We start from the raw sequence: 26,373 nt of genomic DNA on the forward strand, positions 1-26,373 counted from the left end.
ATCCTTATCCCGCGCCTACTCCGTTCGGAGTACACGCGGCGTCCGGGTCACTCCACCCTCGGGCGTACCAGGCCCGATTCGTACGCGATGACCACCAATTGCGCCCGGTCGCGCGCCCCCAGTTTGGCCATGGCCCGGTTGACGTGCGTCTTGACGGTCAGCGGACTGACCTCCAGCCGGTCGGCGATCTCGTCGTTGGACAGTCCGCCGGCCACGAGGACCAGCACCTCCGTCTCGCGGCCGGTCAGCGCGGTCAGCCGCTCCGAGTGGGCGCGGGCGCCCTCGGCGCCGTCCACCCCGCCGCCCTGCGCGAGGAAGGTGGCGATCAGGCCCTTGGTGGCGGCCGGGGAGAGCAGGGCCTCGCCGGCCGCGGCGATCCGGATCGCGTTGAGCAGCTCGTCCGGTTCGGCGCCCTTGCCGAGGAAGCCGGAGGCGCCGGCGCGCAGCGACTGGACCACGTACTCGTCCACCTCGAAGGTGGTGAGCATGACGATCCGGACGGGGGACAGCTCCGGGTCGGCGGTGATCAGCCGGGTGGCGGCGAGTCCGTCGGTGCCGGGCATGCGGATGTCCATCAGGACGACGTCGGGCCGCTCGGCGCGGGCCAGTTCGACGGCCTGGGCGCCGTCGGCCGCCTCCCCGACGACCTCCATGTCGGGTTCCGAGTCGACCAGCACCCGGAAGGCGCTGCGCAGCAGGGCCTGGTCGTCGGCGAGCAGTACCCGGATCGTCATGCGTCCTCCCCGTCCGCCCCGGTGCGGGCGGTCACGGGCAGTATCGCCTGCACGCGGAAGCCGCCGCCGTACCGGGGGGCGGCGGTGAGGGTGCCGCCGAGGGCGGAGACGCGTTCGCGCATGCCGACGAGGCCGTGGCCGCCGCCGGGCTCGCCGGGACCCGAGGCCGGCTCGCCCGGACCGCCCGGCTCGCCCGGTGCCCCGGCGGTCTTCGTGGCGCCGTCGTCGAGGACGGTGATCTCCACGGTCCGGCCGACGCGGACGACGCTGACCTCGGCGCGGGCGTCCGTCCCCGCGTGCTTGCGCACGTTGGTCAGCGCCTCCTGGATGATCCGGTACGCGGCGAGGTCGACGGCCGCCGGCAGGGCGCCGTCGTCGTCGGCGCGGGCCAGTTCGACCGGCAGTCCGGCCTTGCGGAAGCTGTCGAGCAGCTCGTCGAGGACGCCGAGGCCGGGGGCCGGCTCGGTGGGCGCCTCCGGGTCGCCGGACTGACGCAGCAGCCCGACGGTGGCGCGCAGCTCGTTGAGCGCGGACCGGCTGGCCTCCCGTACGTGCGCGAGGGCCTCCTTGGCCTGGTCGGGCCGCTTGTCCATGACGTGCGCGGCGACTCCGGCCTGGACGTTGACCAGGGCGATGTGGTGGGCGACGACGTCGTGCAGATCGCGGGCGATGCGCAGCCGTTCCTCGGCGACCCGGCGCCGGGCCTCCTCCTCGCGGGTGCGCTCGGCGCGCTCGGCCCGCTCCTCGATGGCGGCGACGAACGCCCGCCGGCTGCGCACGGCGTCGCCGGCGGCGGCCGCCATGCCGGTCCAGGCGAACAGGCCGATGTTCTCCTGCGAGTACCAGGGCGAGGAGCCGAAGAACATCGCCGTGCCGGTCAGCACGGTCATGGTGGCCAGGCCGAGCCGCCAGGTGGTGGGCCGGTCGGTGCGCGAGGCGACGGTGTACAGCGCGATCACCGCGCTCATCGCGACGGGCGCGCGGGGGTCCTCCAGGAGCAGTTCGGCCAGCGTGACGGCGCCGGTCGCGGCGAGCACGGCCTGCGGCCGGCTCCGGCGCAGCACCAGCGCGGCGGCACCGAGCACCATGAACGCCACGCTGATCGCGGAGGGGCTGCGGGTGCCGAAGGTGGGGCCGTTGGGGCTGCCGTGCGGGTCGGCGAAGGAGCCGGTGATCATGCAGGCCAGCACGCCGAGGGCGAGCCCCGCGTCGAAGGCGGTGGGGTGGGCGCGGAGCCACTCCCGACTCCGGGAGAGCCCGCTTCCGATGGACGTCACGTCGGGCAACGGTACGGGGTCCGGGCACCCCCTGGGGCCCCGCCCCGGGACGCCAGGCCCGCCCCCCCCGGAACGCGAGGGCGCCCCGTCGCCCGGGTGGGGCGGCGGGGCGCCGTGCTGGAGTGCGGCCGGCGGTGGCCGGTGCGGGCTCCCGGGCTCAGCCGGGGATCAGCCCGTCGTCGGAGAGCAGCTCGCGGACCTCGTCGAGCGTGGCGTCCGGGGACGGAAGGATCAGTTCGGAGGGTTCGAGCGCGTCGTCCGGCAGGGGCTCCCCCAGCCGTCGGATCGCGTCGAGCAGCGCGCCGAGCGTGCTGCGGAAGCCCGCCCCGTCGCCGCTCTCCATCTCGGCGAGCAGTTCGTCGTCGAGCTTGTTCAGTTCCGGGAAGTGGCTGTCCGCCACCTCCCACTGGCCCTCCCCCATGATCCTCACGATCATGACGCGTCCTTACGCTCGTGTCGGGACCGACGCCTGTCGGGCTCCTGCTTGTCGAACGGCTCCTGCTTGTCGAACGGCTACTGCTTGTCGAACCTCGGGTGGGAGGGCTGCTCCGAGGACTGCGCCTGGTCCTGCGCGCCGCCCTCGATGGCCTGCTTCCCGGCGGACGGGCCCCCGGCCAGCTCCGCCTTCATCCGCTGCAGCTCCAGCTCGACGTCCGTCCCGCCGGAGAGGCGGTCCAGCTCGGCCTGGATGTCGTCCTTGGCGAGCCCGGAGTGGTCGTCCAGGGCGCCGGAGGCGAGCAGCTCGTCGATCGCGCCGGCCCGGGCCTGCAGCTGGGCGGTCTTGTCCTCGGCGCGCTGGATCGCCACGCCGACGTCGCTCATCTCCTCGGAGATGCCCGAGAAGGACTCCGCGATGCGGGTCTGGGCCTGGGCGGCGGTGTAGGTGGCCTTGATGGTCTCCTTCTTCGTACGGAAGGCGTCGACCTTGGCCTGCAGCCGCTGGGAGGCCAGCGTCAGCTTCTCCTCCTCGCCCTGCAGCGTCTGGTGCTGCACCTCCAGGTCGGAGACCTGCTGCTGCAGCGCGGCCCGGCGGGACAGCGCCTCGCGGGCGAGGTCCTCACGGCCGAGCGCCAGCGCCTTGCGGCCCTGGTCCTCCAGCTTGGCGGACTGGCTCTGGAGCTGGTTGAGCTGCAGCTCCAGGCGCTTGCGCGAGGTGGCGACGTCGGCGACGCCCCTGCGCACCTTCTGCAGCAGCTCCAGCTGCTTCTGGTAGGAGTAATCGAGGGTCTCGCGCGGATCCTCGGCCCGGTCAAGGGCCTTGTTTGCCTTCGCGCGGAAGATCATCCCCATACGCTTCATCACACCGCTCATGGGCTTCGCGCGCCCCCTTCTGACGGACTCGGCTCCAGCACTCCAACAGAACCCACAGTACGGTTCCTGCTTCCATTACCGCACTGTTCGGGAGCGGATGCGCTCCTCCCCAAGAACGACTGTGCGCGGCTCTTCTCCGGCCCAGGGAGTAGAGGAACCCCGGGGCACCGCACGCGTCGTCCGGACCTGTCACCCCTCACGACGCAGGCCGTTAGCGGATCGTTCCCGCCCGCACTGCTGGTCACTCCTCCCAGCACGTACCCTTGGCCTTGTGTTCCGTAGCCGTTCGAAGGATGAGAAGGCCCCCACCGAGCAGGTGACGGCGGACCTCTCCAAGCAGCCCCGCGACCCCCAGGCCCCGAAGGGCCGCCCGACCCCGAAGCGGAGTGAGGCCCAGACGCAGCGCCGCCGCGCGCAGACCGCGCCGCTGGACCGCAAGGAGGCCATGAAGCGCCAGCGCGAGGTGCGCCGCCAGGAGCTGGCGAAGCAGCGCGAGGCCCTGGCCAGCGGTGACGAGCGGTACCTCCCGGTCCGTGACAAGGGCCCGGTCCGCCGCTTCGTGCGCGACTACGTCGACTCGCGCTTCGCGGTCGCGGAGTTCTTCCTCCCGATGGCCGTGATCATCCTCGTGCTCTCGATGATCCGCGCGGGCAATCTGCAGCAGATCTCGCTGGTGCTGTGGCTCGGCGTCATCGTGATGATCGTGATCGACTCGGTCTTCCTGTCGTTCCGGCTGCGCAAGCAGCTGAACGAGCGCTTCCCGAACGAGCCGAAGCGCGGCGCGGTCGCCTACGGCCTGATGCGCACGCTCCAGATGCGCCGGCTTCGGCTGCCGAAGCCGCAGGTCAAGCGCGGAGAGCGGCCCTGAGCGCGGAGACTTTCCCGCCGGACGAGAACGCGCCCACGGCCGACACCGCCCCCGTCGGCCGTGCCGGGCTGCGCGACGCCGTCCGGCACGAACTGATCGCCCGCCAGCTCGACGAGCAGATCGCCGCCCGCTACCCGGTGGGGCAGCGGCTGCGGATCCTCGACGTCGGCATGGGCCAGGGCGCCCAGCTGCTGCGGCTCGCCCGGGCCGGTCACACGGTGACCGGCCTGGAGTCCGACCCGCGGCTGCTGAAGACGGCGCGTGAGGCGCTGGCCGGGGAACCGGCCGGGATCCGGGAGCGGGTCCGGCTGATCGAGGGCGACGGCCGGGACACGGGCGTGCACTTCCTGCCGGGCAGCTTCGACGTGGTGCTCTGCCACGGCGTCCTCATGTACGTCCCCGAGCCGGACGGGCTGCTCGCGGGCCTGGCCCGGATGCTGGCCCCCGGCGGCCTGCTGTCCCTGGTGGTGCGCAACGCGGACGCCCTGGCGATGCGGCCGGGCCTGGCCGGGGACTGGCCGGGCGCGCTGGCGGCCTTCGAGTCGGACGCGTACACGGACCGGTACGGCGCTCCGGTGCGCGCGGACCGGCTCGACGCGCTGACGGCGACCCTCGCCGGGATCGCCGCGCCGCTGCACGCCTGGTACGGGGTGCGGGTCTTCACGGACGGCGTGCCGCACGACGCGGGACTGCCGGCCGCGGACGAGCTGGAGCGGCTGCTGGCCGCGGAGGAGCGCGCGGGCCGCACGGACCCGTACCGCAGGGTCGCGGCGCTGCTGCACCTGTGCGGGGTGCGCGGCTAGCGGACGCGGCGGACAACGCGGCGGACAACGCAGCGGACAGCGGACGCGACGAACCACCGACCGCCTCGCGACGCCTGGAGTCAGGCGCGCGGGGCGGTTCTGCGTCCTGGGACGTGTGAGCATCGAGTACGCCGGGGTTCCCGGCAGCACCCCGGACGAACCCGCCTCCCCGCCCGACGTGCCCGCCCGCGAGGTGTGGCGCGCGCTGTACGGGCATTTCCGGCCGCACCGCGCGGCCGTCGCCCTCGGCGCGGCACTGGCGCTGGTCGGCGCGGCGAGCGGGCTCGCGCAGCCGCTGGCCGCGAAGGAACTGGTGGACCGCCTCGGGGAGGGCCGGTCGATCGCCTCGGTCCTCGTCGTGCTCACCGCCCTGGTGGTGTTCGGCACGGCCGTCGAGGCGCTCGGCTCGTACGTCCTGGAACGCACCGCCGAGTCGGTCGTGCTGGCCGCCCGCCGCAGCCTGATCGGGCGGTTGCTGCGGCTGCGGCTGCCGGAGGTGGAGCGGACCCAGCCCGGCGACCTGATGTCGCGGGTCACCTCGGACACGACGCTGCTGCGGGCGGTGACCACGCAGTCGGTGGTGTCGGCGGCGACCGGGGGCCTGGCGTTCCTCGCGACGCTCGTGCTCATGGCGCTGATGGACCCGGTGCTGCTGGGCGTCACGCTCGGGGTGATCGTGCTGATCGGCGGCGCGGTGGCGCTGCTGATGCCGAGGATCGCCGCGGCGACGCGGCGCTCGCAGGAGGCGGTCGGGGAGATCTCGACGGTCCTGGAGCGGGCCTTCGGCGCGTTCCGGACCATCAAGGCGTCGGGGGCGGAGGACCGGGAGACCGCGGTCGTCGAGGCGGCGGCGGAACGGGCCTGGCGGCACGGCGTGAAGTCCGCGAAGTGGCAGTCCATGGCGGGGTCGTCGATCGGGCTCGCGGTGCAGGTGTCGTTCCTGGCGGTACTGGGGATCGGCGGGGCCCGGGTCGCGTCCGGGGCGATCTCGGTGTCGACGCTGATCGCCTTCCTGCTGTTCCTCTTCTACCTGATCGAGCCGGTGTCGAAGCTGGTCGAGGCGGCGACGCAGTACCAGGTCGGCTCGGCGGCGATCGCGCGGATCCTGGAGGCGGAGCGGCTGGAGACGGAGGCGGCGGGGCCCGCTCCGGCGCCGGTGGCCGTGGCGGACGGGCCGTCGGCCTCCGTGGTGTTCGAGGACGTGACGTTCCGGTACCGCGACGACCTGCCGCCGGTCCATTCGGGCGTGTCGTTCACGGTGCCGGGCGCGGGGATGACCGCGTTCGTGGGGCCGTCGGGGGCGGGCAAGACGACCGTGTTCGGGCTGATCGAGCGGTTCTACGAGGCGACCGGCGGGCGGGTCCTGATCGACGGCAAGGACGTACGGGACTGGCCGCTGGCGGAGCTGCGGGCGGCCATCGGGTACGTGGAGCAGGACGCGCCGGTGCTGTCGGGCACGCTGCGGGAGAACCTGCTGTTCGCCGCGCCGGACGCCACGGAGGAGGAGCTGACCGGGGTGCTGGAGCGGGCCAGGCTCGACGGGCTGGTGGCGCGGCTGCCGCAGGGCCTGGACACGGTCGTCGGGCACCGGGGCTCGAAGCTCTCCGGCGGCGAGCGGCAGCGCGTGGCCATCGCCCGGGCGCTGCTGCGCAGGCCGCGGCTGCTGCTCCTGGACGAGGCGACCTCGCAGCTGGACGCGGTCAACGAACTGGCCCTGCGCGACGCGGTGGCCGAGGCGGCCCGGGAGACCACGGTCCTCGTGGTGGCCCACCGCCTGTCGACGGTGACCCTGGCGGACCGGATCGTGGTCATGGACGCGGGCCGGGTCCGCGCGGTCGGCACCCACGCCGAACTGGTCGCGGAAGACACCCTGTACGCGGAACTCGCGGCGACCCAGTTCCTGGCGGCGGACGCGGGCTGAGGGGGCGGGCCGGCGGACGCGGGCTGAGGGGGCGGGCCGGCGGACGCGGGCTGAAGGGGCGGGCCGGCGGGCCCGGGCTGAGGGGGCGGGCCGGGGCGGCGGGTCCCGGCTGAGCCGGGGCGAGGCGGCGGGTCCCGGCTGAGGCGAGGCGGGGGTCCGGGCTGAGCCGGGGCGGGGCGGCGGGTCGGGCCGAGGCCGGCCGGGACGGCGCGGCCCGGCAGCCGGGCCGGGTGCGGGGCCGCTGCCCCGGACCCGGCCCGGACCCGTCGTTACGCCTCCGCGTCCAGGGACATCGGGCCGTAGATCTTGGTCGTGTCCTCGAACAGCACGACCTGCTCCGCGCCGCCCGCGAGGAGGTCACGCCAGTACTCGCCGATCCAGGACTCGGCGTCGCCCTGGGTCGTGAACTCCTCCGGTACGACCGAGGGCTCGACCTCGGTGCCGTCGGCCTTCTCGAACCGCCACGTCCATGCCATGCGCGCCTCCCGGAGCTCACCGGATGATCGGTTTCCTGCCCGCAGCGTAGCCGGGCGCGCACCCGCGGAGGGGACGCGGGAGGATCGTGATCGTGGAACTGACTCTCCTCGGCACCGGAGCCCCCGAGGGCCTCCCCCGCCCCTCCTGCCCCTGCGCCCGCTGCGCCCTCTCCCGGGGCCCGTCCGCGCGGGCCGCGACCGCGCTGCTCGTCGACGGGGCGCTGCTGCTCGACCTGACCCCGGGCGCCGCGCTGGCAGCTGCCCGGGCGGGGCATTCGCTGGGCGGGGTGCGGCAGGTGCTCCTGACGCATCCGCACGACGGTCCGGCGGTGGAGCTGCCGCCGGGGCTGCCGACGGCCGGGCGGGTGCCGGACGGCCGGGAGCTGACGCTGATCAGCGGGCACCGGGTGCGGGCGGTGCCGATGGACTCGCCCGGCACCGGGTACGAGGTGATCTCGCCGGACGGCGACCGGCTGCTGTACCTGCCGCCGGGCGGCGCGCCGGCGGGGCAGCCGGAGCGGGGCGGCCCGGCGTACGACACGGTCTGCGCGGACGTGACCGGACGGCCCGACGCGCTGGCCCGGCTGCGGGCGTCCGGCTCGGTGGGCCCGGCGACGGACGTGGTCGCGGTGCACCTGGACCACGACGTGCCCCCGGGCGCGGAGCTGGACCGGCGGCTGGCGGCGGCGGGCGCCCGGGCGGTGCCGGACGGGACGACGCTCACCGTGGGCGCGTACCCGGCGGTGCCGGAGATCCCGCGGCGCACGCTGGTGACCGGCGGGGCGCGCTCGGGGAAGTCGCTGGAGGCGGAGCGGCGCCTGGAGTCGTTCCCGGAGGTCGTGTACGTGGCGACCAGCGGGACGCGGGAGGGCGACCCGGAGTGGAAGGAGCGGATCGGGCTGCACCGGGAGCGCCGGCCGGGCTCCTGGCGGACGGTGGAGACCACGGACCTGGTGCCGCTGCTCGCGTCCGAGGGCCCGGCGCTGCTGATCGACTGCCTGGCGCTGTGGCTGACGGACGTGATGGACCGGGTCGGCGCCTGGGACGACGAGCGCTGGGCCTCCGGCGGCCGCGAGGCGCTGCGCGGGCGGGTCGATGAACTGGTCGCGGCGGTGCGGGAGACGGGCCGTACGGTCGTGGCGGTCACCAACGAGGTCGGCGCGGGCGTGGTCCCCGCCACCGCGTCGGGCCGCCGCTTCCGCGACGAACTGGGCCGGCTGAACGCGGCGTTCGCCGACGAGTGCGAGCAGGTCGTCCTGGTGACGGCGGGACAGCCGCTGGTCCTGCGGGGGTAGCGCCGCCCCGCGCGGCCCGGGGAAGGCCCCGGAGGACCGGGAACGAGGGGCGGTCCCGGTACCGTTCAGGCTACGGACCCTGGACCACGAACACGGCACAAGGCGGACCCTTGAACCTGGACGACTTCTCCGATCTGATCGAGCGACCCGACGGCGGGATACGGTACGACGCCGAGGCCCGTCGGGAGCGGCTGAGCGTTCCGGTCGGGGCGCTCGGGCGGCTGGACGAGCTGGGCGAGTGGCTGTCCGCCGCGCAGGCGGCCGTACCGGTCCGGCCGGTCGAGCGGCCGCGCGTCGTGCTCTTCGCCGGCGACCACGGGGTGGCCGCTCTGGGCGTGTCCGGGCGCCGGGCGGGGACGACGCACGAGCTGGTGCGCGCGGTGCTCGACGGGGCGAGCCCGGTCGCGGTGCTCGCGCGGCGCATGAACGTCCCGGTCCGCGTCGTCGACGCGGGACTGGACTGCGATCCCGCGCTGCTGCCCGCCGAGGTCGTGCGCCGCCGCGTCCGCAACGGCACCGGCCGGATCGACGTCGAGGACGCGATGACCCTCGACGAGGCGAACGCGGCCGTCGAGCTGGGCATGGCGATCGCCGACGAGGAGGCCGACTCGGGGACCGATCTGGTCGTCCTCGGCGATCTCAGCGTCGGCGGCACCACGCCCGCCTCCACGCTGATCGCCGCGCTGTGCGGGACGGACGCCTCCGTGGTCACCGGCCGGGGCGGCGCGGGCATCGACGACCTGGCGTGGATGCGCAAGTGCGCGGCGATCCGCGACGCGCTGCGCCGCGCCCGTCCCGTGCTCGGCGACCAGCTCGCGCTGCTCGCCGCCGTCGGCGGCCCGGACCTGGCCGCGACGACCGGCTTCCTGCTGCAGAGCGCGGTGCGCCGGATGCCGGTGATCCTGGACGGCGTGGTGGGCGCGGCCTGCGGGCTCGTCGCGCAGCGCGCGGCGTTCCGCTCGCCGGACTGGTGGCTGGCCGGCCAGCTGACCGGCGAACCGGCGCAGGCCAAGGCCCTGGACCGGATGGCGGTCAACCCGCTGCTCGACCACGGCGTCCGAGTGGGTGAGGGAACCGGGGCGCTGCTGGCCCTGCCCCTCGTCCAGTCCGCCGCGGCGCTCGCCGCCGAGCTGCCGGAGCGTCCGGCCCCCGAGCCGGAGGCGAAGGAGGCCGCGGACGCCGAGGACGGGGCGGGCGCGGAGGGCGCCGGTGGCACGGAGGGCGCGCAGGGCGTGGAGGTCTGACCGAAAGACCTGCTCAGGGCGCCGCCGCGGCCCGTCGCACGATCGACCCGACGGAACGCGGCGGCGCCCTGCCATGACCGGCGATGCCCATATGCTCGCTTTTCATGGGAGAAGTCCGTTTGTCCACTGATTCCGCCGCCCGCGGCACCCCGCGCTCGCGCCGCGCCGCCGCCTTCGCCGTCTGGTACCTCCGCGCGGTCACGTTCGTGAACTTCCTCAGCGCGGTCTGGGTCTCGCTCGGCCAGGACCTCCGCCGGCACAACACGGACGACTACTTCACCCCGTACCTGCTCACCGCCGGCTTCGCCTCCGGGGTGTTCACGCTGTTCCTCGCCATCACCATGCGCCGCCGCAAGCGCGCCGCCTGGATCCTCAACATGGTGCTGAGCGGCCTGTTCCTGGCGCTGTTCGCGCTGGCGATGTTCCTGCCGGAGATCCGGCAGCACGCCCAGAACTGGATCTCGCTGGCCCTGACCGCGGGTTTCGTCACCGCCCTGCTCCTGGGCCGCAAGGAGTTCTACGCGAAGGGCGACCGCTCCAATCCGGTGGCCGCGACCGTGGTCGCCGTCGTCGGCCTGCTGGTGACCTCCCTGTTCGCCGCCTTCCTGGTCACCGTCACCAACACCGCCGCCGGCCCGTCCACCTTCCTGGAGCGCTGGCGGTACGGCGTGATGCGCCTGATCACCCTGGCCGCCGACGACTCCCGGTTCCCCGCGATCTCCACCCCGGGCTGGGTGGACGTCACCGTCAACGTGCTGTCCACGCTGCTGCTGTGCGCCGTGCTGTACGCGGCGTTCCGCTCCCGCCGGGCCGTCGACCCGCTCACCGAGGACGACGAGCGCCGGCTGCGGGCGCTGCTCGACCGGCACGGCGACCGGGACTCGCTGGGCTACTTCGCGCTGCGCCGCGAGAAGAGCGTGGTGTGGTCGCCGAGCGAGAAGGCCGCCGTGGCCTACCGCGTGGTCGGCGGGGTCTCCCTCGCCTCGGGCGACCCGATCGGCGACCCGGAGGCCTGGCCCGGCGCGATCGAGCCGTGGCTGGCGGAGGCCCGGGAGCACGGCTGGATCCCGGCCGTGATGGGCGCGAGCGAGGAGGCCGGCACGATCTACGCCCGGCACGGACTGGACGCCCTGGAACTGGGCGACGAGGCGATCGTGGACACGGCAGAATTCACCCTGGAGGGCCGCGCGATGCGCACGGTCCGGCAGGCGTACAACCGGGTGAAGCGGGCCGGGTACCGGGTCCGCGTCCGCCGCCACGAGGAGATCCCCGAGGACGAGATGGCCGTCCTGCTGGCCAGGGCGGACGACTGGCGCGACGGGGCGACCGAGCGCGGTTTCTCCATGGCGCTCGGACGGCTCGGCGACCCGGCCGACGGGCGCTGCGTGATGCTCGAATGCACGGACGAGCAGGGCGAGCTGCGGGCCGTGCTGTCGTTCGTGCCGTGGGGCCCCAAGGGCCTGTCGCTGGACCTGATGCGGCGGGACCGGGACTCCGACAACGGCCTGATGGAGTTCATGGTCATCGAACTGCTCCAGCGTGCCCAGGAGCTGGGGATCGCTCAGGTCTCGCTGAACTTCGCGATGTTCCGCTCCGTCTTCGAGCGCGGTGCGCGGCTGGGCGCGGGTCCGGTGCTGCGCCTGTGGCGTTCGCTGCTGAGCTTCTTCTCCCGCTGGTGGCAGATCGAGTCGCTGTACCGCGCCAACGCCAAGTACCGGCCGATCTGGGAGCCCCGCTTCCTGCTGTTCGAGAAGAGCGCCGACCTGCCGCGCATCGGTCTCGCCGCGGCCCGCGCCGAAGGCTTCCTGGAGGCCCCGGGGCTGCCGAAGTGGCTGCACCGCCGGCACCTGGAGGGCCGCCGCTGAGGGACGCGGCCGCGCGGCGCGGGCCCCGGGTCAGCGGCGGTCCGGCGGCCCGCCGTCCTCGGGTCCGTCGCCGTCCGGGCCGTGCCCGGGGTGCAGCGGGACCCGCTCCTGGAAGCCGCCGACCACGTCCTGGAAGCGCCGCATCGCCCGGTCCCAGTGCCGGTCGTGGTGGTAGGCGCGCAGTCCCGCCCGGGCCCGCGCCCTCGGCCGCCGGCGGTACGCCTTGCGGGCCCACAGCGAGCCCGGCCGGGCCAGCCGCAGCGCCCCCACGACCGCCACGAACGGCACCAGCGTGCCGATGACGGCCGTGCGGAACTTGCCCTTCAGCAGGGCGATCAGCACGAACAGGAAGTTCACCGCGAGGGAGAGCACGAACACCGCCCGGTCCTGCCGCTCGTCGGCGTCGACCTCGTCGACGCCCAGCGGCGAGAACCCGGCCAGGGTCAGCAGCACGAGGGCGAAGGTGAGCACCACGACCTCGACGCTCTTGCGGCCCTCGTCGGTCCAGTACACGTCGTCCAGGTGCAGGATCAGCGCGAACTCGTCGAGCACCAGCCCCGCCCCGGTGCCGAAGAGCACGGCGAACACCATCGCGGCGACGCTGTCCCGGCCCGAGGCGATCGCGCCGAAGCCGCCGACGAGGGTGAGGACGACGCCCGGGACGACGTGGTGGATGTGCAGCCCGCCGGAGGAGACGTTGCGGAACGGGCCCTTCCCGGCGCGGATCAGCCGGGTGATCGTCCGGGTGATCAGGAAGGTGAGGACGAAGGAGGCGAGGGCGAGCAGCAGCGGGAGCTTTCCGGGCTCGACGATGTTGCGTTCGAACCAGTGACCCATGCCACGCCCAGCCCTTCCGTCGCGTATGCCCCCTTTGCCGCCCTCTGCGTAACTTACCGGTCGGGGGCGGCGGCTACTGTGCCGCGCATGGACGGCATACGGTTCGCCTTCGGCACGCTCACCGTGCTTCCCGCCCGCGTCACCCGCTGGGACCGGGACGCGGCGCGGTCCGGCATGCTCTGGGCGCCGCTGCCCGGACTGGTCGTCGGGCTGCTCGCGGGCGCGCTCGGCGGGGCGTTCCTGCTGGTCGGCGCGGGCCCCCTGCTCGCCGCCGTGGTCTCGGCCGCCGTGCCCGCGCTGCTCACCCGCGGACTGCACCTCGACGGGCTCGCGGACACCGCGGACGGTCTGGGCAGCGGCAAGCCCGCCGAGGACGCGCTGCGCATCATGAAGCAGTCGGACATCGGGCCGTTCGGCGTGATCACCCTCCTGTTCGTCCTGTTCGCCCAGGTGGCGGCCCTCGCCGCGCTGTACGCCGACGGCTGGGCGCGCGGGGCGCTCGCCGCCGTACTGGCCGCGGTCGTGGCCCGGCTCGCGCTCACCCACGCCTCGCGCACCGGTGTGCCGGCCGCCCGGCCCGAGGGCCTGGGCGCGATGGTCGCCGGGACGGTGCCGGCCGGGCCGGCCGCCGCGGTCACCGGCGCGGTCCTGGCCGGCTGCGCGGCCGCGGGCGCGCAGCTGTCCCCGTACGACGCGCTGCGCCATGTCCTGGCAGCGGCCGCGGCCCTGGTGGCGGCGGCGCTGCTGCTGCGGCGCTGCGTGGCACGGTTCGGCGGGGTGACGGGGGACGTGTTCGGCGCGGTGGAGGAGACGGCGGCGACGGCGGCGCTGGTCGCGCTGACGCTCGCCAGACCGTGAGGACGAGCCCGGCCGCGCGCAGGCCGGACCCGCCCGTGACGGTCAGCAGGGCCGGCGCCAGACGCCCAGGTCGTACCGCTTCAGCATCGAACTGAGCCCCAGTTCGCGCGACCGCGGGCAGAACGCGCTGGTCGGCAGCTCGTACTCGACGTGGAAGACCGCCTTGCCGGCCCGGACGAAGGGGACGAGGAGTTCGCACTCCTCGTACTCGGCGCACTGCTCATCGACCGCGAAGTCGAAGTCCGCGAGCAGGTCCGGGATCTGGTCGAGGTCGTTCTTCAACCCGACGGCGAGGCCCCGCTCGTGGGCCAGCCGGGCGATCAGCCGGTTGTAGCGCAGCTGGTCGGCGGCGGTCAGCGGGAAGCCGGTGCGGTTGGCGTAGCCGTCCATGTTGTCCGGCTCGACGGCGTCGAAGCCCTTGTCCCGGCACATGTCGATCCGGGCGGCCATCAGGGGTTCGAGGACGTCGGTGCGGCGGATGTCGAGCCAGCGCTCGCCCGGCCAGCCGTTGCTCCTGCCGAGCACGGCCGCCGGGAACTTCGAGGCGTCCGGGCGGAACTCCTCCCAGGCGCCGGTGGACAGGTAGCAGATCACCTTGCGGCCCCGGCGGTGCAGGTCGGCGACGGCGGACGCCGGCTGGTCGAAGCCGTCGATGTCGTACACGGGCACGTCCACGGTCGGGTCGAGCCGTCCGCTGAGCTGCCACTGCCAGGCGAGGCCGGGGGCGGGCCGCCAGTGCTCCCCGGGCAGCCCGTCCCGCGCGTCGGGCCGGTCCGGCGCGGAGGTGCAGGCGGTCAGCGCGAGCAGCAGGACGCCGAGCACGGCGAGGAGGCGTCTCACCCGGCGCCCTTCAGGGCGTGCGGCAGGGTGCCCCAGGGATGCGCCCCGGCGCCCGGCACCGCGCACTGCACGGGCGAGGTGAGCCGCGCGTCCGCCGGGGCCGCGTACACGAGGTGGCAGTACCGGTCGCCGGGCGGCAGGTCCAGCTCCCGGTAACTGTCCCAGGGGCCCTCGAAGGTGACCAGCAGATCGGCCAGCGGGGCGTACGACGGGTGGGGCTGCGTCCCGTGGTTGAACACCAGGGTCCGGGCCCCCGCGGCGCGCGCGGAGATCCCGATCCGGCGGAAGTGGCCCACGGCCTCGGGACCGGTCGGCACCTGGTCGAGGAAGGCCCCGTCGGCGCCGTACCAGTCGCGGTGCCGCAGCAGGTCGGCGACGACCTCGGCGTGCGGGCGGCGGCCGTAGTCGGCGTCGGCGTAGCCGAGGACCCGGACGCCGGCCGCCCGCAGCCGGCCGGCGACCTCGGCGAACGCGGGGTCGGCGGCGCGGCCGGGGCCGCTGTCCGGGTTGAGCACCACCCCGTACAGCCGGGGCGCGGCGGCCACCAGCGCGGCCCACGCCTCGGGGCGTTCGGCGGGATGCTCGTAGTAGGGGACGAGGAGGGACGGGATCACGGCGGCTCCCCCTACGCTCGGTGGGCGGTCGGCCGTACCAGCAGAGCACAGCTCCAGGCGGCGAGCACGACGGCCGCGGCCGCGACGGCCGCCGGGCCGGCCGCCGCGGGCGCCGCCATCTGCGCGGCGGCGGCGAGCAGGCAGACGAGCCCGGCGCCGAGCACCGCGCCGTACGCCTGGAGCAGCAGCCCCAGCCACAGCACGACGCCGATCAGGAGCAGGCCGAGCAGCCGCCCCGCCTCGGGCGGGCCCGCGCCGGGCCAGGCGAGCGTCCCGGCGAGGGCGAGCGCCAGCAGGGCGGCGAGGTAGCCGACGAGGCAGAGCACCAGGGCGGCCGCGGCGGCCCGGCCGAAGGCCCGGGTGGTCGTGGTGAGTCTGAGCCCGGCGCGGCTCTCCCCGCGGAAACGATGCAGCAGCCACTCCGCCGGGCCCATCGACAGCGTGAGCGCGACCGCCGACGGGGCGGCGACGACATCGGCCGGACCGTCGGAGGCGAGGACGTCGCCGACGGCCGCGTACAGCACGAGCAGGCCGGTGCCGAGGCCGAACAGGCCGTACGGCAGGGAGGCGACGAGCGGCGGGCCGGCCCGCCGGTGCGCGCCGCCGGACGGGTCGGGCGGCGTGGCGGCCGGCAGCAGCACCGCCGCCGCGCACCCGAGGGTCGCCGTCAGCGAGGCGAGCAGCAGTCCGACGCGCAGCGCGTCCGGCAGGTCGTGGGAGAAGGCGAACAGGGCCCCGGCGAGCGGCGACAGCGCGCACAGCAGGGCGCGTTCGCGGCCCAGGACCAGCAGGACGGTCGCCCCGGCCAGGTACAGCGCCTGCCCGGCGGCGAACGCGGTGGCCGGCCACTCCCCCGGCCCGGTCCACGCCACCGCGACGACCGTGCCGGCCAGCGCCCCGGCGGGCGCCCCGGTGAGCAGCGTCCGCGCGGCGGCCGCCCGGTCGCCGAGGCCGAGCCAGGTGTACGCGCGGTGGGCCAGCGCCTGGTTCCACACCCAGCCGGCGACGGCCCCGGCGAGCAGCGGCACCGTCCCGGCGGGCAGGTCGAACCGGCCGGGCGGACCGGCCGGCAGCGGCCCGCCGAGCACGTACGCCAGGCCCGGCAGCGCGAACACGAGCCCGCGCAGCAGGCAGCCGCCGAGCCCCTCGTACCAGGGCGGCGCGGCCTCCGGCGCGGGCTCCGGATGCCGCCGCTCGACCCGGGCGTACAGCTCCTCGCCCAGGGCGAACGAGTCCTCCCGCCCGTAGGTGAGCCGGATGTGCTCGTCCGTCATCCCGTCGGACTCGAGGATGGCCGCGATCTCGTCGGGGTGCACGGCCGCCGCGGCCAACGGGCCGATGCGGTCGGCGAGTTCGTCGAGGGGGTCGTCGGCGAGGACGAGGGGGCCGCCGGCTGGCGGCGGGGACCCGGCGGCGGGCGGCAGCGGGGTCGCCGGCGGCGGAGATCCGGCGGCGGGCGGCAGCGGGGTCGCGGCCGGAGGAGCCCCCTCGCCGGCCGGCGCTGCGCCCCCCGGCGCCGCGTCGGCCCGCCCCGCGTCCGCCGGCTCCGCTTCCGCCCGCCCCGCGTCCCCCGGCACCGCGTCCCCCGGCCCCGGCGAGCCGCCCCTCGGCCGGGGGATCGCGGGGAGCGAATCGCGCCGGACGCCGGGCCTGAGCCACAGGGAGCCGCTCATGCCGGGCTCCCCTCGCCGACGAGGTCCGCGCGCCAGGGGTCGGTGAGGCGGACGGTCCAGTCGGCCGGGGACGGTTCGGGGGCCGGGGGTTCGCCACGCAGTTCGCGGTAGATGGCGCGGAAGCCGTCGACCGAGCGGTGCAGGGTGAAACGGTCCACCACCCGCTGCCGGGCCCGCCGGCCCAGCTCCGCGCGCCGGGCGTCGTCGCGCAGCAGCGCGACGGCCGCCGCGGCCATCACGGCCGGTTCCCGCGGCGGGACGACGAGTCCGGTGTCGCCGACCGCCTCCCGCACCCCTCCCACGTCCGTCGAGACCGTGGCCCGGCCGCAGGACATGGCCTCGATCAGCGAGAAGGGAAAGCCCTCGCTGATCGAGGAGAGCATCACGACGTTGCCCGCCGCGTAGGCGCGGGCCACGTCCGTCACCCGGCCCTCGTACGTGATCCCGTCCGCCACGCCCAGTTCGGCCGCGAGCTTCTCCAGGCGGGTCCGGTAGTCCTCGCCGCCGGCCGGCACCGGGCCGAACAACCGCAGCCGCAGTTCCGGGAGTTCGGCGCGGGCGATGGCGTAGGCGCGGATCAGCGTCTCCAGGTCCTTGATGGGGTCGATCCGGCCGGCCCAGGCCAGGGTCGGCGTCTCCGGCTCGGGCCCGGCGTACGGGAAGGCCCACGGGTCGACGCCGTTGTAGACGGTCCGGATGCGCTCGGCGGGCGCGCCGCCGCGCTCCTCCCAACGCCGGTTGTACTGGTTGCAGGGGGTGATCAGGTCGGCCCTGCGGTACCCGAGCGTGTTGAGCTCCCGGTAGAAGGCGAGCAGCAGGGCCTTGACCGGCCAGCGCTGGGCCTCGGTGCGGTAACCGAGGTAGCGCTCGCGCAGGTAGATGCCGTGTTCGGTGAGCAGGAACGGCACGCCCTCGAAGTGCTGGGCGGCGAGCGCCGGGAGGGTGGCGAGGCCGCTGGAGACCGCGTGCGCGACGCCGTCGGGGGATATCCGGGCGGCGAGCGGCCGCAGCGCGTGCTCCAGCAGGTCGGTGGCGGTGAGGGCGTCGTGGACGGTGGGCCGGGCCGCGGCCGTCGGCAGGTGCGGCATGGACCAGATCCACATCAGGGAGCGCAGTACGGTCTCGCCGCGGAGCGCGGAGGTGAGCCGGCCGCGCCGGGCGAGCGCGGCGAGCGCGTCCAGGGCCTCGCCGAAGTCGCAGCCGGCGGACGGGTCGAGCAGGGCGAGCAGGAAGCGTTCGCAGACGTCGACGAAGCGGCGCCGCTCCCGCCCGACGAGGGGCCGGCGGGGCGGCGCCGGCCCCCAGAGCGGGAGGACGGTGTGGCGGCGGACGTTGGGCGGCAGCTCCCAGGTGACGGGCTCGCGGCCGCTGCCGGTGAGCGAGAGCACGGAGAAGTCGACCTCGGGCATGCCGCGGACGAGCTGGTCGCACCAGGTGCTGACTCCCCCGTGGACATGCGGATAGGTGCCTTCGGTGAGCATGGTGACGTGACGGCCACTGCTCGGCATGTGCGTGTCCCCCCAGGACGTACGTGCTGATGAGCGGGGTGGGTTACGGGGTCGGCAGCGTGAGCGTGAGCGCGCCCTGCAGCGGCTCGGGACCGGTCCAGTCCGAGCGCGCCCCGGCGTAGGGCGTGCCGAACGCCGTGCTGCCGAGCAGGAGTTGTCTGCGGGTGCCCTCGGGCGCGGTGACCGGGGCGAGGACGCCGGCGGGCGTGCGGACGGTGACGGTGGTGCCGATCCGGTAGGCGGTGACCCTGCCGTCGGCGAGCGCGCGGGCCCAGGCGGCGCGGCGCTCCAGCTCGGCGCCGACCTCGCGGTGGCGGGGGACGACGAGCGGGGTGTTGTCGGCGAACAGGGCGCGGTAGTCGGCGAGCACCCGGTCGAGGACGGGGTAGAGCAGCCGTTCCTCGGCGAGGTTGGACTGGTGGACGTAGTGCGGGCGGGGGTCGCCGGCCACGATGTGGGAGAGCGCGGTGCGCGCCTCCTGCGGGACGATGTGGGAGGCGTAGCCGGTGGCCGGGTCGAGCGGGTCGGGCAGGCAGCTGGAGGCCGGGTCGGTCTCGCAGACGCCGCTGCCGCCGTCGGCGCGGGAGCTGTAGATCCAGTTGTACTCGTCGGTCATCTCGGCGGCGGTGCCGACGTTGTAGTACACGTTCATCGGGTGCCGGGGCACGGTCCGCGCGGCGCCGACGGTGCGCTGGGCGGGCTCGCGGGAGTTGTCGGAGGCGAGCCACTTCACCCCGTTGTCGGCGAGGGCGCCGGCGAGGTTCGGGTTGTCGACGGGCTGCTGCGGGAGGGTCTTCAGGCCGGAGTGCTCGCCGGTGACGAGTTCGGCGCGGTCGACGGACAGGCCCTTGCCGACGGCCCAGTTGTGATTGTTGCGGATCTCCGCGGAGATCGCCGACCGGCTGGTCCAGAGCGTGTTCCCGGCCGCGTCCTTCGTGCACCGCCAGGGGACGGTGGAGGTGTCCTGCACGCAGCCGAGGAACGGGTGGGTGTAGGTGTGGTTGATCCAGCGGTACTGGGCGCGGTCGGCGAGCAGCCGGGCGGCCAGGTCGTCCCGGCCGCCGTGCGCGGCCTTCCACCGTTCGCCCTGGCCGCCGTTGTAGACCAGGTCGAGGGTGAAGCCGGCGGACTTCTGCCAGGCGGCGGCGTACGCGGCGTCGTCGGCGGTCATCCGGATCGCGTCCGCGGCCTGCCCGTCGCCGCCGGCGCAGTCGAAGTCGCCGGGGGTGCAGTTGCGTTCGGTGTTCCAGCGGGCGTCGGGCGCGAACACGTCGTCCACGTGGACGGAGAAGTAGTGGCGGCTGCGGCCGAGGTGGACGCCCTGCGTGAGCCATTCGACGATGCCCCGGGCGAGCGCCCGGAACTGCCGCTGGTGCCGGTGGTAGGCGAAGGTGACGACGAGTTCGCGGCGGCCGTCGCGGGCGTACTCGCCGATCAGGCTGGCCCGGCCGCCTCCGGGCACGGGCAGGTCGAGGTAGCTGGTGTAGCCGTCGCGGGGGCGGCCGGCGTAGCCGTAGCTCTCGGCGACGGCCGGGTCGCCGTCCTCGAAGGTGACCGGTCCGTCGAGGTGCCGGAAGGGCCCGGCCTTCCCGGCGGGGGTGACGCCGGCGGTGACGCCGTCGAGGACGCCGGACCAGCCGCCGTCGCTGGTGTGGTCGAGGCCGACGCCGGGGTGGGCCCAGGTGTACGCGTCGACCTGCGGGATCCCGTAGGTCCGCTGGTACGCGGCGAGCGCGGCCTGCTCCGGCGAGTCGGGGCCGAACGGCGCCTCGTGCGGCAGCACCACGCCCTGGTACTTCGCGCGGGGCCGGCCGTCGACCGTGTCGCTCAGGAACCCCGCGTCGACGACCGGGCGGGCCGGGTCGTTCAGGTCCAGCGTGCGGTGCGGCACCCCGGCGTCGCGGAGTTCGGCGGCGATCGCGCCGACGGTGCCGCTGCCGTCGTCCACGACGAGGACGGTGAGGTCGACGCGCGGGACGGGCGCGGCGGCGGCCGGTCCGGCGGTGGGGACGACGGTGGCGAGCAGCGCCGCGGCGGCGAGGGCGGCGCGGCGGGCGCCGCCGGACCGGGCGCCGGACCGGGCTCCGCCGGAACGGCGGGAGGCGGTTCCGGGCGTGCGGGACGCCGCTGCGGACAGGCGGGACGGGTCCATCGGCTGGTTCCCCCCTCGGACAGGTGCGTGGACGAGGCGAGTGTGGCCGAGCCCGGAAGGCCCGCGGGGTAAACATGGAACAGACACCACGGATGAGTGAACCGCAGCCCCCGTGAGCGAACCGGGCGAGCGAGCGTAGGCTCGTTCGCGGCGGAACGCAGGCCGAAATACCATGCGGCGGGCACGGTCGGCCCATCCCTCGACCGCCACAGAACTCAATGGAAGCGAGAATTCACCACCGTGACTGCTCTCACTCTCAGCACTGCCGGCGCGGCGACGCTGCGCGCCGACGCCCTCGTGGTAGGCGTCGCCAAGTCCGGTAAGGGTCTCGTCCTCGCGCCGGGAGCCGAGGCCGTGGACGCGGCGTTCGACGGAAAGCTCGCCGCCGTTCTGGAGACGCTGGGCGCCACCGGCGCCGAGGGTGAGGCGACCAAGCTGCCCGCCCCGGCCGGTGTGAAGTCGCCCGTCGTGCTCGCCGTCGGCCTGGGCTCCGCCCCCGAGGACGGCGCGGACTTCTCCGGCGAGGCCCTGCGCCGCGCCGCCGGCGTCGCCGCCCGCACCCTGCACGGCGCGAAGAAGGCCGGCTTCGCGCTGCCGGCCGGTTCCGTCGAGGACGCCGAGGCGGTCGCGGAGGGCGCGCTGCTCGGCGCGTACGCGTACACCGCGTACCAGGACCAGGGCAACGGCAAGAACGGCAAGAAGCCGCTCGCCGAGGTGGCGCTGCTCGGCGCGAAGCCCCGCGACAAGGCGTTCAAGGCCGCGGCCGAGCGCGCGCAGATCGTCGCGGAGGAGATCAACCGCGCCCGCGACCTGATCAACATGCCGCCGAACGACCTGTACCCGGCCACCTTCGCGCAGACCGCCCAGGCGGCCGCGAAGGAGCACGGCCTGAAGGTGCAGGTGCTCGACGAGAAGGCCCTGACCAAGGGCGGCTACGGCGGCATCCTCGGCGTCGGCGCCGGCTCGTCGAACCCGCCGCGCCTGGTGAAGATCGCGTACACGCACCCGGACGCGGAGAAGACCCTCGCCCTGGTCGGCAAGGGCATCACCTACGACTCGGGCGGCATCTCGCTGAAGCCGGCTGGCCACAACGAGACGATGAAGTGCGACATGAGCGGCGCCGCCGCCGTGTTCGCCGCCGTCGTCGCGGCCGCCCGCCTCGGCCTCGCCGTGAACGTCACCGGCTGGCTGGCGCTCGCCGAGAACATGCCGTCCGGCTCGGCGACCCGCCCGGGCGACGTGCTGCGCATGTACAGCGGCAAGACCGTCGAGGTCCTCAACACCGACGCCGAGGGCCGGCTGGTCCTGGCCGACGCCCTGACCCGGGCCTCCGAGGAGAGCCCGGACGCGATCGTCGACGTGGCGACCCTGACCGGCGCGATGGTCCTCGCGCTCGGCAACCGCACCTTCGGGATCATGTCCAACGACGACGCCTTCCGCACGGAGATCCACGAGATCGCCGAGGAGGTCGGCGAGCAGTCCTGGCCGATGCCGCTCCCGGCGGACCTGCGCAAGGGCATGGACTCGTCGACCGCGGACATCGCCAACATGGGCGAGCGGATGGGCGGCGGCCTGGTGGCCGGCCTGTTCCTGAAGGAGTTCGTCGGCGAGGGCATCGCCTGGGCGCACCTGGACATCGCCGGCCCGGCCTTCCACGAGGGCGCGCCGTACGGCTACACCCCGAAGGGCGGCACCGGCTCCTCGGTGCGCACCCTGGTGAAGCTGGCGGAGCGCACCGCCGGCGGCGACCTCGGCTGAGGCGCCATCTGACAGACTCCGCCCCCGGCCGTACGGCCGGGGGCGGGGTGTTTTCGCCCACACCGGTCTCAGAGCGCGGCCCCGCGTCCCGCGTTCGTGCAACAAGTGCGAAGATGGGTTCTCGGCAGGACAGGGCCCCCACCACAGGGCCGAGATAAAGCGGCCGGACACCAGCCGCCGCCCGGTCGTCGACGACCGGCGAACGGCGCACATGCATGGAGGACGTGACGTGGCGAACGACGCCAGCACCGTTTTCGACCTAGTGATCCTCGGCGGCGGTAGCGGCGGTTACGCCGCGGCGCTGCGCGGAGCGCAGCTGGGCCTGGACGTCGCACTGATCGAGAAGAACAAGCTCGGCGGCACCTGCCTGCACAACGGCTGCATCCCGACGAAGGCCCTGCTGCACGCCGGCGAGATCGCCGACCAGGCGCGCGAGGCGGAGCAGTTCGGTGTCAAGACCTCCTTCGAGGGCATCGACATCAAGGGTGTGCACAAGTACAAGGACGACGTGATCTCGGGCCTCTACAAGGGTCTGCAGGGTCTGGTCGCCTCCCGCAAGGTGACGTACATCGAGGGTCACGGCCGGCTCTCCTCCCCGACCTCGGTGGACGTGGACGGCCGCCGGGTCGAGGGTCGTCACATCCTGCTCGCCACCGGTTCCGTGCCGAAGTCGCTGCCCGGTCTGGAGATCGACGGCAACCGCATCCTGTCCTCGGACCACGCGCTGACCCTGGACCGCGTGCCGGAGTCCGCGATCATCCTGGGCGGCGGCGTCATCGGCGTCGAGTTCGCCTCCGCGTGGAAGTCCTTCGGCACCGACGTGACGGTGATCGAGGGCCTGAAGCACCTCGTCCCGGTCGAGGACGAGAACAGCTCCAAGCTGCTCGAGCGGGCCTTCCGCAAGCGGGGCATCAAGTTCAACCTCGGCACCTTCTTCGAGAAGGCCGAGTACACCGAGAACGGGGTGCGCGTCACCCTCGCCGACGGCAAGACCTTCGAGGCCGAGGTGCTCCTGGTCGCCATCGGCCGCGGCCCGGTCTCCGCCGGTCTCGGCTACGAGGAGCAGGGCGTCGCCATGGACCGCGGCCACGTCCTGGTCGACGAGTACATGCGCACCAACGTGCCGACGATCTCGGCCGTGGGCGACCTCGTCCCCACCCTCCAGCTGGCCCACGTCGGCTTCGCCGAGGGCATCCTCGTGGCGGAGCGGCTGGCCGGTCTGAAGCCGGTTCCGATCGACTACGACGGTGTGCCGCGGGTGACGTACTGCCACCCCGAGGTCGCGTCCGTCGGCATCACCGAGGCCAAGGCCAAGGAGATCTACGGCGCGGACAAGGTCGTCGCCCTGAAGTACAACCTCGCGGGCAACGGCAAGAGCAAGATCCTGAAGACCGCGGGCGAGATCAAGCTCGTCCAGGTCAAGGACGGTGCCGTGGTCGGCGTCCACATGGTCGGTGACCGCATGGGCGAGCAGGTCGGCGAGGCGCAGCTGATCTACAACTGGGAGGCGCTGCCGGCGGAGGTCGCGCAGCTCATCCACGCCCACCCGACGCAGAACGAAGCGCTCGGCGAGGCGCACCTGGCGCTGGCCGGCAAGCCTCTCCACTCCCACGACTGACGCTCACGTCATCACACGGGCGCGACGACCACTTACCGCAATTCGTTAGGAGCAACCGAAACCATGCCGGTTTCCGTAACCCTGCCGGCGCTCGGCGAGAGCGTCACCGAGGGCACCGTCACCCGCTGGCTCAAGGCCGAGGGCGAGCGTGTCGAGGCCGACGAGCCGCTGCTCGAGGTCTCGACGGACAAGGTCGACACCGAGATCCCCGCCCCCGCGTCGGGCGTGCTGGCCTCCATCAAGGTCGCCGAGGACGAGACCGTCGAGGTCGGCGCCGAGCTGGCCGTCATCGACGACGGCACGGGCGCTCCCGCTGCCGCCCCCGCCCCGGCCGCCGAGGCCGCCCCGGCTCCGGCACCCGCCGCGGAGGCCCCGGCCGCCGAGGCCCCGGCCGCTCCGGCCCCGGCCCCCGCCGCCGAGGCTCCCGCCGCCGCGCCCGCCGGTGGCACGTCCGGCACCGAGGTCACCCTGCCCGCCCTGGGCGAGTCGGTGACCGAGGGCACCGTCACCCGCTGGCTGAAGTCGGTCGGCGAGACCGTCGAGGCCGACGAGCCGCTGCTCGAGGTCTCCACGGACAAGGTCGACACCGAGATCCCGGCGCCGGTCTCCGGCGTCCTCCTGGAGATCACCGTCGCCGAGGACGAGACCGCCGAGGTCGGCGCGAAGCTGGCCGTCATCGGCGCCGCGGGCGCTGCCCCGGCCGCCGCTCCGGCTCCGGCCGCCCCGGCTCCGGCCCCGGCCGCCCCCGCGGCTCCGGCTCCGGCGCCTGCCCCGGCTGCTCCGGCCGCCCCGGTCGCCGCTCCGGCCCCGGCCGCGCCCGCCGCTCCGGTCGCCGCCCCGGCCCCGGTCACGCCGGCCCCCGCCGCCGCACAGCCGGCGGAGGACGGCGCGTACGTCACCCCGCTGGTCCGCAAGCTGGCCACGGAGAACGGCGTCGACCTGGCGAGCGTCAAGGGCTCCGGCGTCGGCGGCCGCATCCGCAAGCAGGACGTCCTCGCGGCCGCCGAGGCCAAGAAGGCCGCCCCGGCCCCCGCCGCCGCTCCGGCCGCCGCCGCGCCGAAGACCCCCGCCCTGGAGGTCTCCCCGCTGCGTGGTCAGACGGTCAAGATGACCCGCATGCGCAAGGTCATCGGCGACAACATGATGAGGGCGCTGCACGGCCAGGCCCAGCTGTCCTCGGTCGTCGAGGTCGACATCACCAAGCTGATGAAGCTGCGCGAGCAGGCGAAGGCGTCCTTCGCCGCCCGCGAGGGCGTCAAGCTCTCCCCGATGCCGTTCTTCGTGAAGGCGGCCGCCCAGGCGCTGAAGGCCCACCCGGTCATCAACGCCCGGATCAACGAGGACGAGGGCACCATCACGTACTTCGACTCGGAGAACATCGGCATCGCCGTGGACTCCGAGAAGGGTCTGATGACGCCGGTCATCAAGGGCGCGGGCGACCTGAACATCGCCGGCATCGCCAAGGCCACCGCCGAGCTGGCCGGCAAGGTCCGCGCCAGCAAGATCACGCCGGACGAGCTGTCCGGTGCGACCTTCACGATCAGCAACACCGGCTCGCGCGGTGCGCTCTTCGACACGATCATCGTCCCGCCGAACCAGGTCGCCATCCTGGGCATCGGCGCCACGGTGAAGCGTCCGGCCGTGATCGAGACCGCCGAGGGCACCGTCATCGGCGTGCGCGACATGACCTACCTGACGCTCTCCTACGACCACCGTCTGGTGGACGGCGCGGACGCCGCCCGCTACCTGACGGCCGTCAAGGCGATCCTGGAGGCCGGCGAGTTCGAGGTCGAGCTCGGCCTGTGAGCGCAAGCTACTGAGCTGTAACAAGCCTCACCTGCGGTGTCCCCGTCCGGATGTGTTTCCGGGCGGGGACACCGCCGTATTGTCTAAGAGTCCAAGACTCCCAAGGAGCGGCCCCATGACCATGCCCGTCGTCCACTCGCTGCGCGAGCAGATCCGCGAGCACATCGTGGAGGGGATCGTCAGCGGACGCTGGAAGCCGGGCGAGCGGATCGTGGAGCGGCGGATCGCGACGGAGCTGGAGGTCTCCCAGACCCCGGTCCGCGAGGCGCTGCGGGAGCTGGAGTCGCTCCGGCTGATCGAGTCGGCCCCCAACAAGGGCGTTCGGGTCAGGAACCTGACCGCGGCCGACCTGGAGGAGAGCTACCCGGTCCGGGCGGGCCTGGAGCAGATCGCCGCCGAGCTGGCGGCGGAGCGGCTGGCGGCCGACTGCTCGGCCCTGGAGCCGCACGTGGCGGCGCTGTACCAGGCGGACGCGACGGCGGACGGGACGGCGCAGGTGCGGCACACCGTGGCGTTCCACCGGGAGCTGGTGAAGGCGGCCGGGAACGCGGTGCTGCTGCACACCTGGGAGGGCCTGGGCATCGAGGTGTTCACGGCGCTGTCGATCCGCTGGCTGGGCACGGTGCAGAAGTCGTATGCGGAGGAGCACCAGGACCTCGTGGAGGCGTTCCGCCGCCGCGACCCGGAGATCGGCGCCCTGGTGAAGGCCCACGTCCTGGGCTGCGCGCCCCGCGCGTAACCGGGAGCGGCCGTACCGAACGGTTCCGCCGCCTCGGAAGGGCCCGCTCATGCGTGCGCGGCCCCTCACATCCGGACCCCCACCTGCGAAAACAAGGCACCCGGTGCCCGTTTTCGCGGCACCCTGTGCCGACTTTCTCGATCTGGAGAGGTTTTCCCCTTCAACCCTTTGATCGA

At 74.4% G+C, this 26,373-nt stretch carries 22 protein-coding genes; 11 read left to right on the plus strand and 11 right to left on the minus strand.

Annotation, left to right across the window (positions count from 1 at the left end; genetic code table 11):
* Nucleotides 1-47: 47 nt before the first annotated feature.
* The 4 genes from ACNJ93_RS07970 to ACNJ93_RS07985 form a co-directional block, all read right to left on the minus strand.
* Entirely contained in the window at nucleotides 48-734 is a 687-nt protein-coding gene (locus ACNJ93_RS07970) for a response regulator (RefSeq protein ID WP_418956644.1), read from the minus strand.
* Complete coding sequence (locus tag ACNJ93_RS07975) at nucleotides 731-2,020, minus strand: sensor histidine kinase (RefSeq protein ID WP_418956645.1); 1,290 nt, start codon at nucleotides 2,018-2,020, stop codon at nucleotides 731-733. Before ACNJ93_RS07975 ends, ACNJ93_RS07970 begins: the two co-directional genes overlap by 4 nt.
* A 148-nt stretch (nucleotides 2,021-2,168) precedes the next feature.
* A complete protein-coding gene (gene pspAA, locus ACNJ93_RS07980; protein ID WP_418956646.1) occupies nucleotides 2,169-2,447 on the minus strand; it encodes a PspA-associated protein PspAA in 279 nt (92 codons plus the stop codon).
* 77 nt (nucleotides 2,448-2,524) lie between these two features.
* Nucleotides 2,525-3,322: a PspA/IM30 family protein gene (locus ACNJ93_RS07985; RefSeq protein WP_418956647.1), complete on the minus strand. Its 798-nt coding sequence runs from the start codon at nucleotides 3,320-3,322 to the stop codon at nucleotides 2,525-2,527.
* 271 nt (nucleotides 3,323-3,593) lie between these two features.
* On the opposite strand from ACNJ93_RS07985, the gene ACNJ93_RS07990 reads away from it, so the two are divergent.
* From ACNJ93_RS07990 to ACNJ93_RS08000, 3 genes are all read left to right on the plus strand, one after another.
* Complete coding sequence (locus tag ACNJ93_RS07990) at nucleotides 3,594-4,190, plus strand: DUF3043 domain-containing protein (RefSeq protein WP_418956648.1); 597 nt, start codon at nucleotides 3,594-3,596, stop codon at nucleotides 4,188-4,190.
* A gap of 95 nt (nucleotides 4,191-4,285) precedes the next feature.
* The gene (locus ACNJ93_RS07995) at nucleotides 4,286-4,993 is read left to right on the plus strand and encodes a class I SAM-dependent methyltransferase (RefSeq protein ID WP_418961342.1); all 708 of its coding nucleotides are present in this window, start codon (nucleotides 4,286-4,288) and stop codon (nucleotides 4,991-4,993) included.
* A gap of 178 nt (nucleotides 4,994-5,171) precedes the next feature.
* Nucleotides 5,172-6,914: an ABC transporter ATP-binding protein gene (locus ACNJ93_RS08000; RefSeq protein ID WP_418961343.1), complete on the plus strand. Its 1,743-nt coding sequence runs from the start codon at nucleotides 5,172-5,174 to the stop codon at nucleotides 6,912-6,914.
* 269 nt (nucleotides 6,915-7,183) lie between these two features.
* Here the strand turns inward: ACNJ93_RS08000 and ACNJ93_RS08005 are convergent, their stop codons facing one another.
* The gene (locus tag ACNJ93_RS08005; protein ID WP_418956649.1) at nucleotides 7,184-7,390 is read right to left on the minus strand and encodes a hypothetical protein; all 207 of its coding nucleotides are present in this window, start codon (nucleotides 7,388-7,390) and stop codon (nucleotides 7,184-7,186) included.
* Nucleotides 7,391-7,482: 92 nt separating this feature from the next.
* Between ACNJ93_RS08005 and ACNJ93_RS08010 the strand changes: the two genes are divergently transcribed.
* The 3 genes from ACNJ93_RS08010 to ACNJ93_RS08020 all read left to right on the plus strand — a co-directional run bounded on the left by ACNJ93_RS08010 (nucleotide 7,483) and on the right by ACNJ93_RS08020 (nucleotide 11,794).
* Entirely contained in the window at nucleotides 7,483-8,685 is a 1,203-nt protein-coding gene (locus tag ACNJ93_RS08010; protein ID WP_418956650.1) for a bifunctional adenosylcobinamide kinase/adenosylcobinamide-phosphate guanylyltransferase, read from the plus strand.
* Nucleotides 8,686-8,795: 110 nt separating this feature from the next.
* Complete coding sequence (cobT, locus tag ACNJ93_RS08015; protein WP_418956651.1) at nucleotides 8,796-9,929, plus strand: nicotinate-nucleotide--dimethylbenzimidazole phosphoribosyltransferase; 1,134 nt, start codon at nucleotides 8,796-8,798, stop codon at nucleotides 9,927-9,929.
* 104 nt (nucleotides 9,930-10,033) lie between these two features.
* Nucleotides 10,034-11,794, plus strand: coding sequence for a phosphatidylglycerol lysyltransferase domain-containing protein (locus tag ACNJ93_RS08020; RefSeq protein WP_418956652.1), 1,761 nt, complete (start codon nucleotides 10,034-10,036; stop codon nucleotides 11,792-11,794).
* A gap of 30 nt (nucleotides 11,795-11,824) precedes the next feature.
* Here ACNJ93_RS08020 and ACNJ93_RS08025 read toward each other — a convergent pair whose 3' ends face one another.
* Nucleotides 11,825-12,631, minus strand: a complete 807-nt coding sequence (locus ACNJ93_RS08025; protein ID WP_418956653.1) for a hypothetical protein — start codon at nucleotides 12,629-12,631, stop codon at nucleotides 11,825-11,827.
* A gap of 87 nt (nucleotides 12,632-12,718) precedes the next feature.
* Here ACNJ93_RS08025 and ACNJ93_RS08030 point away from each other — a divergent pair, with 87 nt between their 5' ends.
* Nucleotides 12,719-13,489 carry an adenosylcobinamide-GDP ribazoletransferase gene (locus tag ACNJ93_RS08030; protein WP_418956654.1) on the plus strand — a complete coding sequence of 257 codons (771 nt, stop codon included), beginning with the start codon at nucleotides 12,719-12,721 and terminating at the stop codon, nucleotides 13,487-13,489.
* Between the two features lie 42 nt (nucleotides 13,490-13,531).
* On the opposite strand, the gene ACNJ93_RS08035 is transcribed toward ACNJ93_RS08030, so the two are convergent.
* The 5 genes from ACNJ93_RS08035 to ACNJ93_RS08055 are packed head-to-tail and all read right to left on the minus strand — an operon-like array spanning nucleotide 13,532 to nucleotide 20,276.
* Nucleotides 13,532-14,329 carry an endo alpha-1,4 polygalactosaminidase gene (locus ACNJ93_RS08035; RefSeq protein ID WP_418956655.1) on the minus strand — a complete coding sequence of 266 codons (798 nt, stop codon included), beginning with the start codon at nucleotides 14,327-14,329 and terminating at the stop codon, nucleotides 13,532-13,534.
* Nucleotides 14,326-14,943, minus strand: coding sequence for a spherulation-specific family 4 protein (locus tag ACNJ93_RS08040; protein WP_418956656.1), 618 nt, complete (start codon nucleotides 14,941-14,943; stop codon nucleotides 14,326-14,328). Before ACNJ93_RS08040 ends, ACNJ93_RS08035 begins: the two co-directional genes overlap by 4 nt.
* Before the next feature lie 11 nt (nucleotides 14,944-14,954).
* Nucleotides 14,955-16,616, minus strand: a complete 1,662-nt coding sequence (locus ACNJ93_RS08045) for a hypothetical protein (protein ID WP_418956657.1) — start codon at nucleotides 16,614-16,616, stop codon at nucleotides 14,955-14,957.
* Entirely contained in the window at nucleotides 16,613-18,124 is a 1,512-nt protein-coding gene (pelF, locus tag ACNJ93_RS08050) for a GT4 family glycosyltransferase PelF (protein ID WP_418956658.1), read from the minus strand. The genes ACNJ93_RS08045 and pelF overlap by 4 nt, the downstream gene beginning before the upstream one ends.
* A 43-nt stretch (nucleotides 18,125-18,167) precedes the next feature.
* The gene (locus ACNJ93_RS08055) at nucleotides 18,168-20,276 is read right to left on the minus strand and encodes a hypothetical protein (protein ID WP_418956659.1); all 2,109 of its coding nucleotides are present in this window, start codon (nucleotides 20,274-20,276) and stop codon (nucleotides 18,168-18,170) included.
* Between the two features lie 240 nt (nucleotides 20,277-20,516).
* Between ACNJ93_RS08055 and ACNJ93_RS08060 the strand changes: the two genes are divergently transcribed.
* The 4 genes from ACNJ93_RS08060 (at nucleotide 20,517) to ACNJ93_RS08075 (ending at nucleotide 26,197) form a co-directional block, all read left to right on the plus strand.
* A complete protein-coding gene (locus tag ACNJ93_RS08060) occupies nucleotides 20,517-22,034 on the plus strand; it encodes a leucyl aminopeptidase (protein WP_418956660.1) in 1,518 nt (505 codons plus the stop codon).
* A gap of 229 nt (nucleotides 22,035-22,263) precedes the next feature.
* Nucleotides 22,264-23,652: a dihydrolipoyl dehydrogenase gene (gene lpdA, locus ACNJ93_RS08065; protein WP_418956661.1), complete on the plus strand. Its 1,389-nt coding sequence runs from the start codon at nucleotides 22,264-22,266 to the stop codon at nucleotides 23,650-23,652.
* Between the two features lie 63 nt (nucleotides 23,653-23,715).
* Complete coding sequence (sucB, locus tag ACNJ93_RS08070; protein WP_418956662.1) at nucleotides 23,716-25,458, plus strand: 2-oxoglutarate dehydrogenase, E2 component, dihydrolipoamide succinyltransferase; 1,743 nt, start codon at nucleotides 23,716-23,718, stop codon at nucleotides 25,456-25,458.
* Between the two features lie 115 nt (nucleotides 25,459-25,573).
* On the plus strand, nucleotides 25,574-26,197 hold the full coding sequence (locus tag ACNJ93_RS08075) for a GntR family transcriptional regulator (RefSeq protein ID WP_418956663.1): 624 nt from the start codon (nucleotides 25,574-25,576) through the stop codon (nucleotides 26,195-26,197).
* The last annotated feature ends 176 nt before the right edge of the window (nucleotides 26,198-26,373 follow it).

It is taken from the genome of Streptomyces tritici (genome assembly GCF_048500665.1).
Taxonomy (GTDB): Bacteria; Actinomycetota; Actinomycetes; order Streptomycetales; family Streptomycetaceae; genus Streptomyces; species Streptomyces tritici.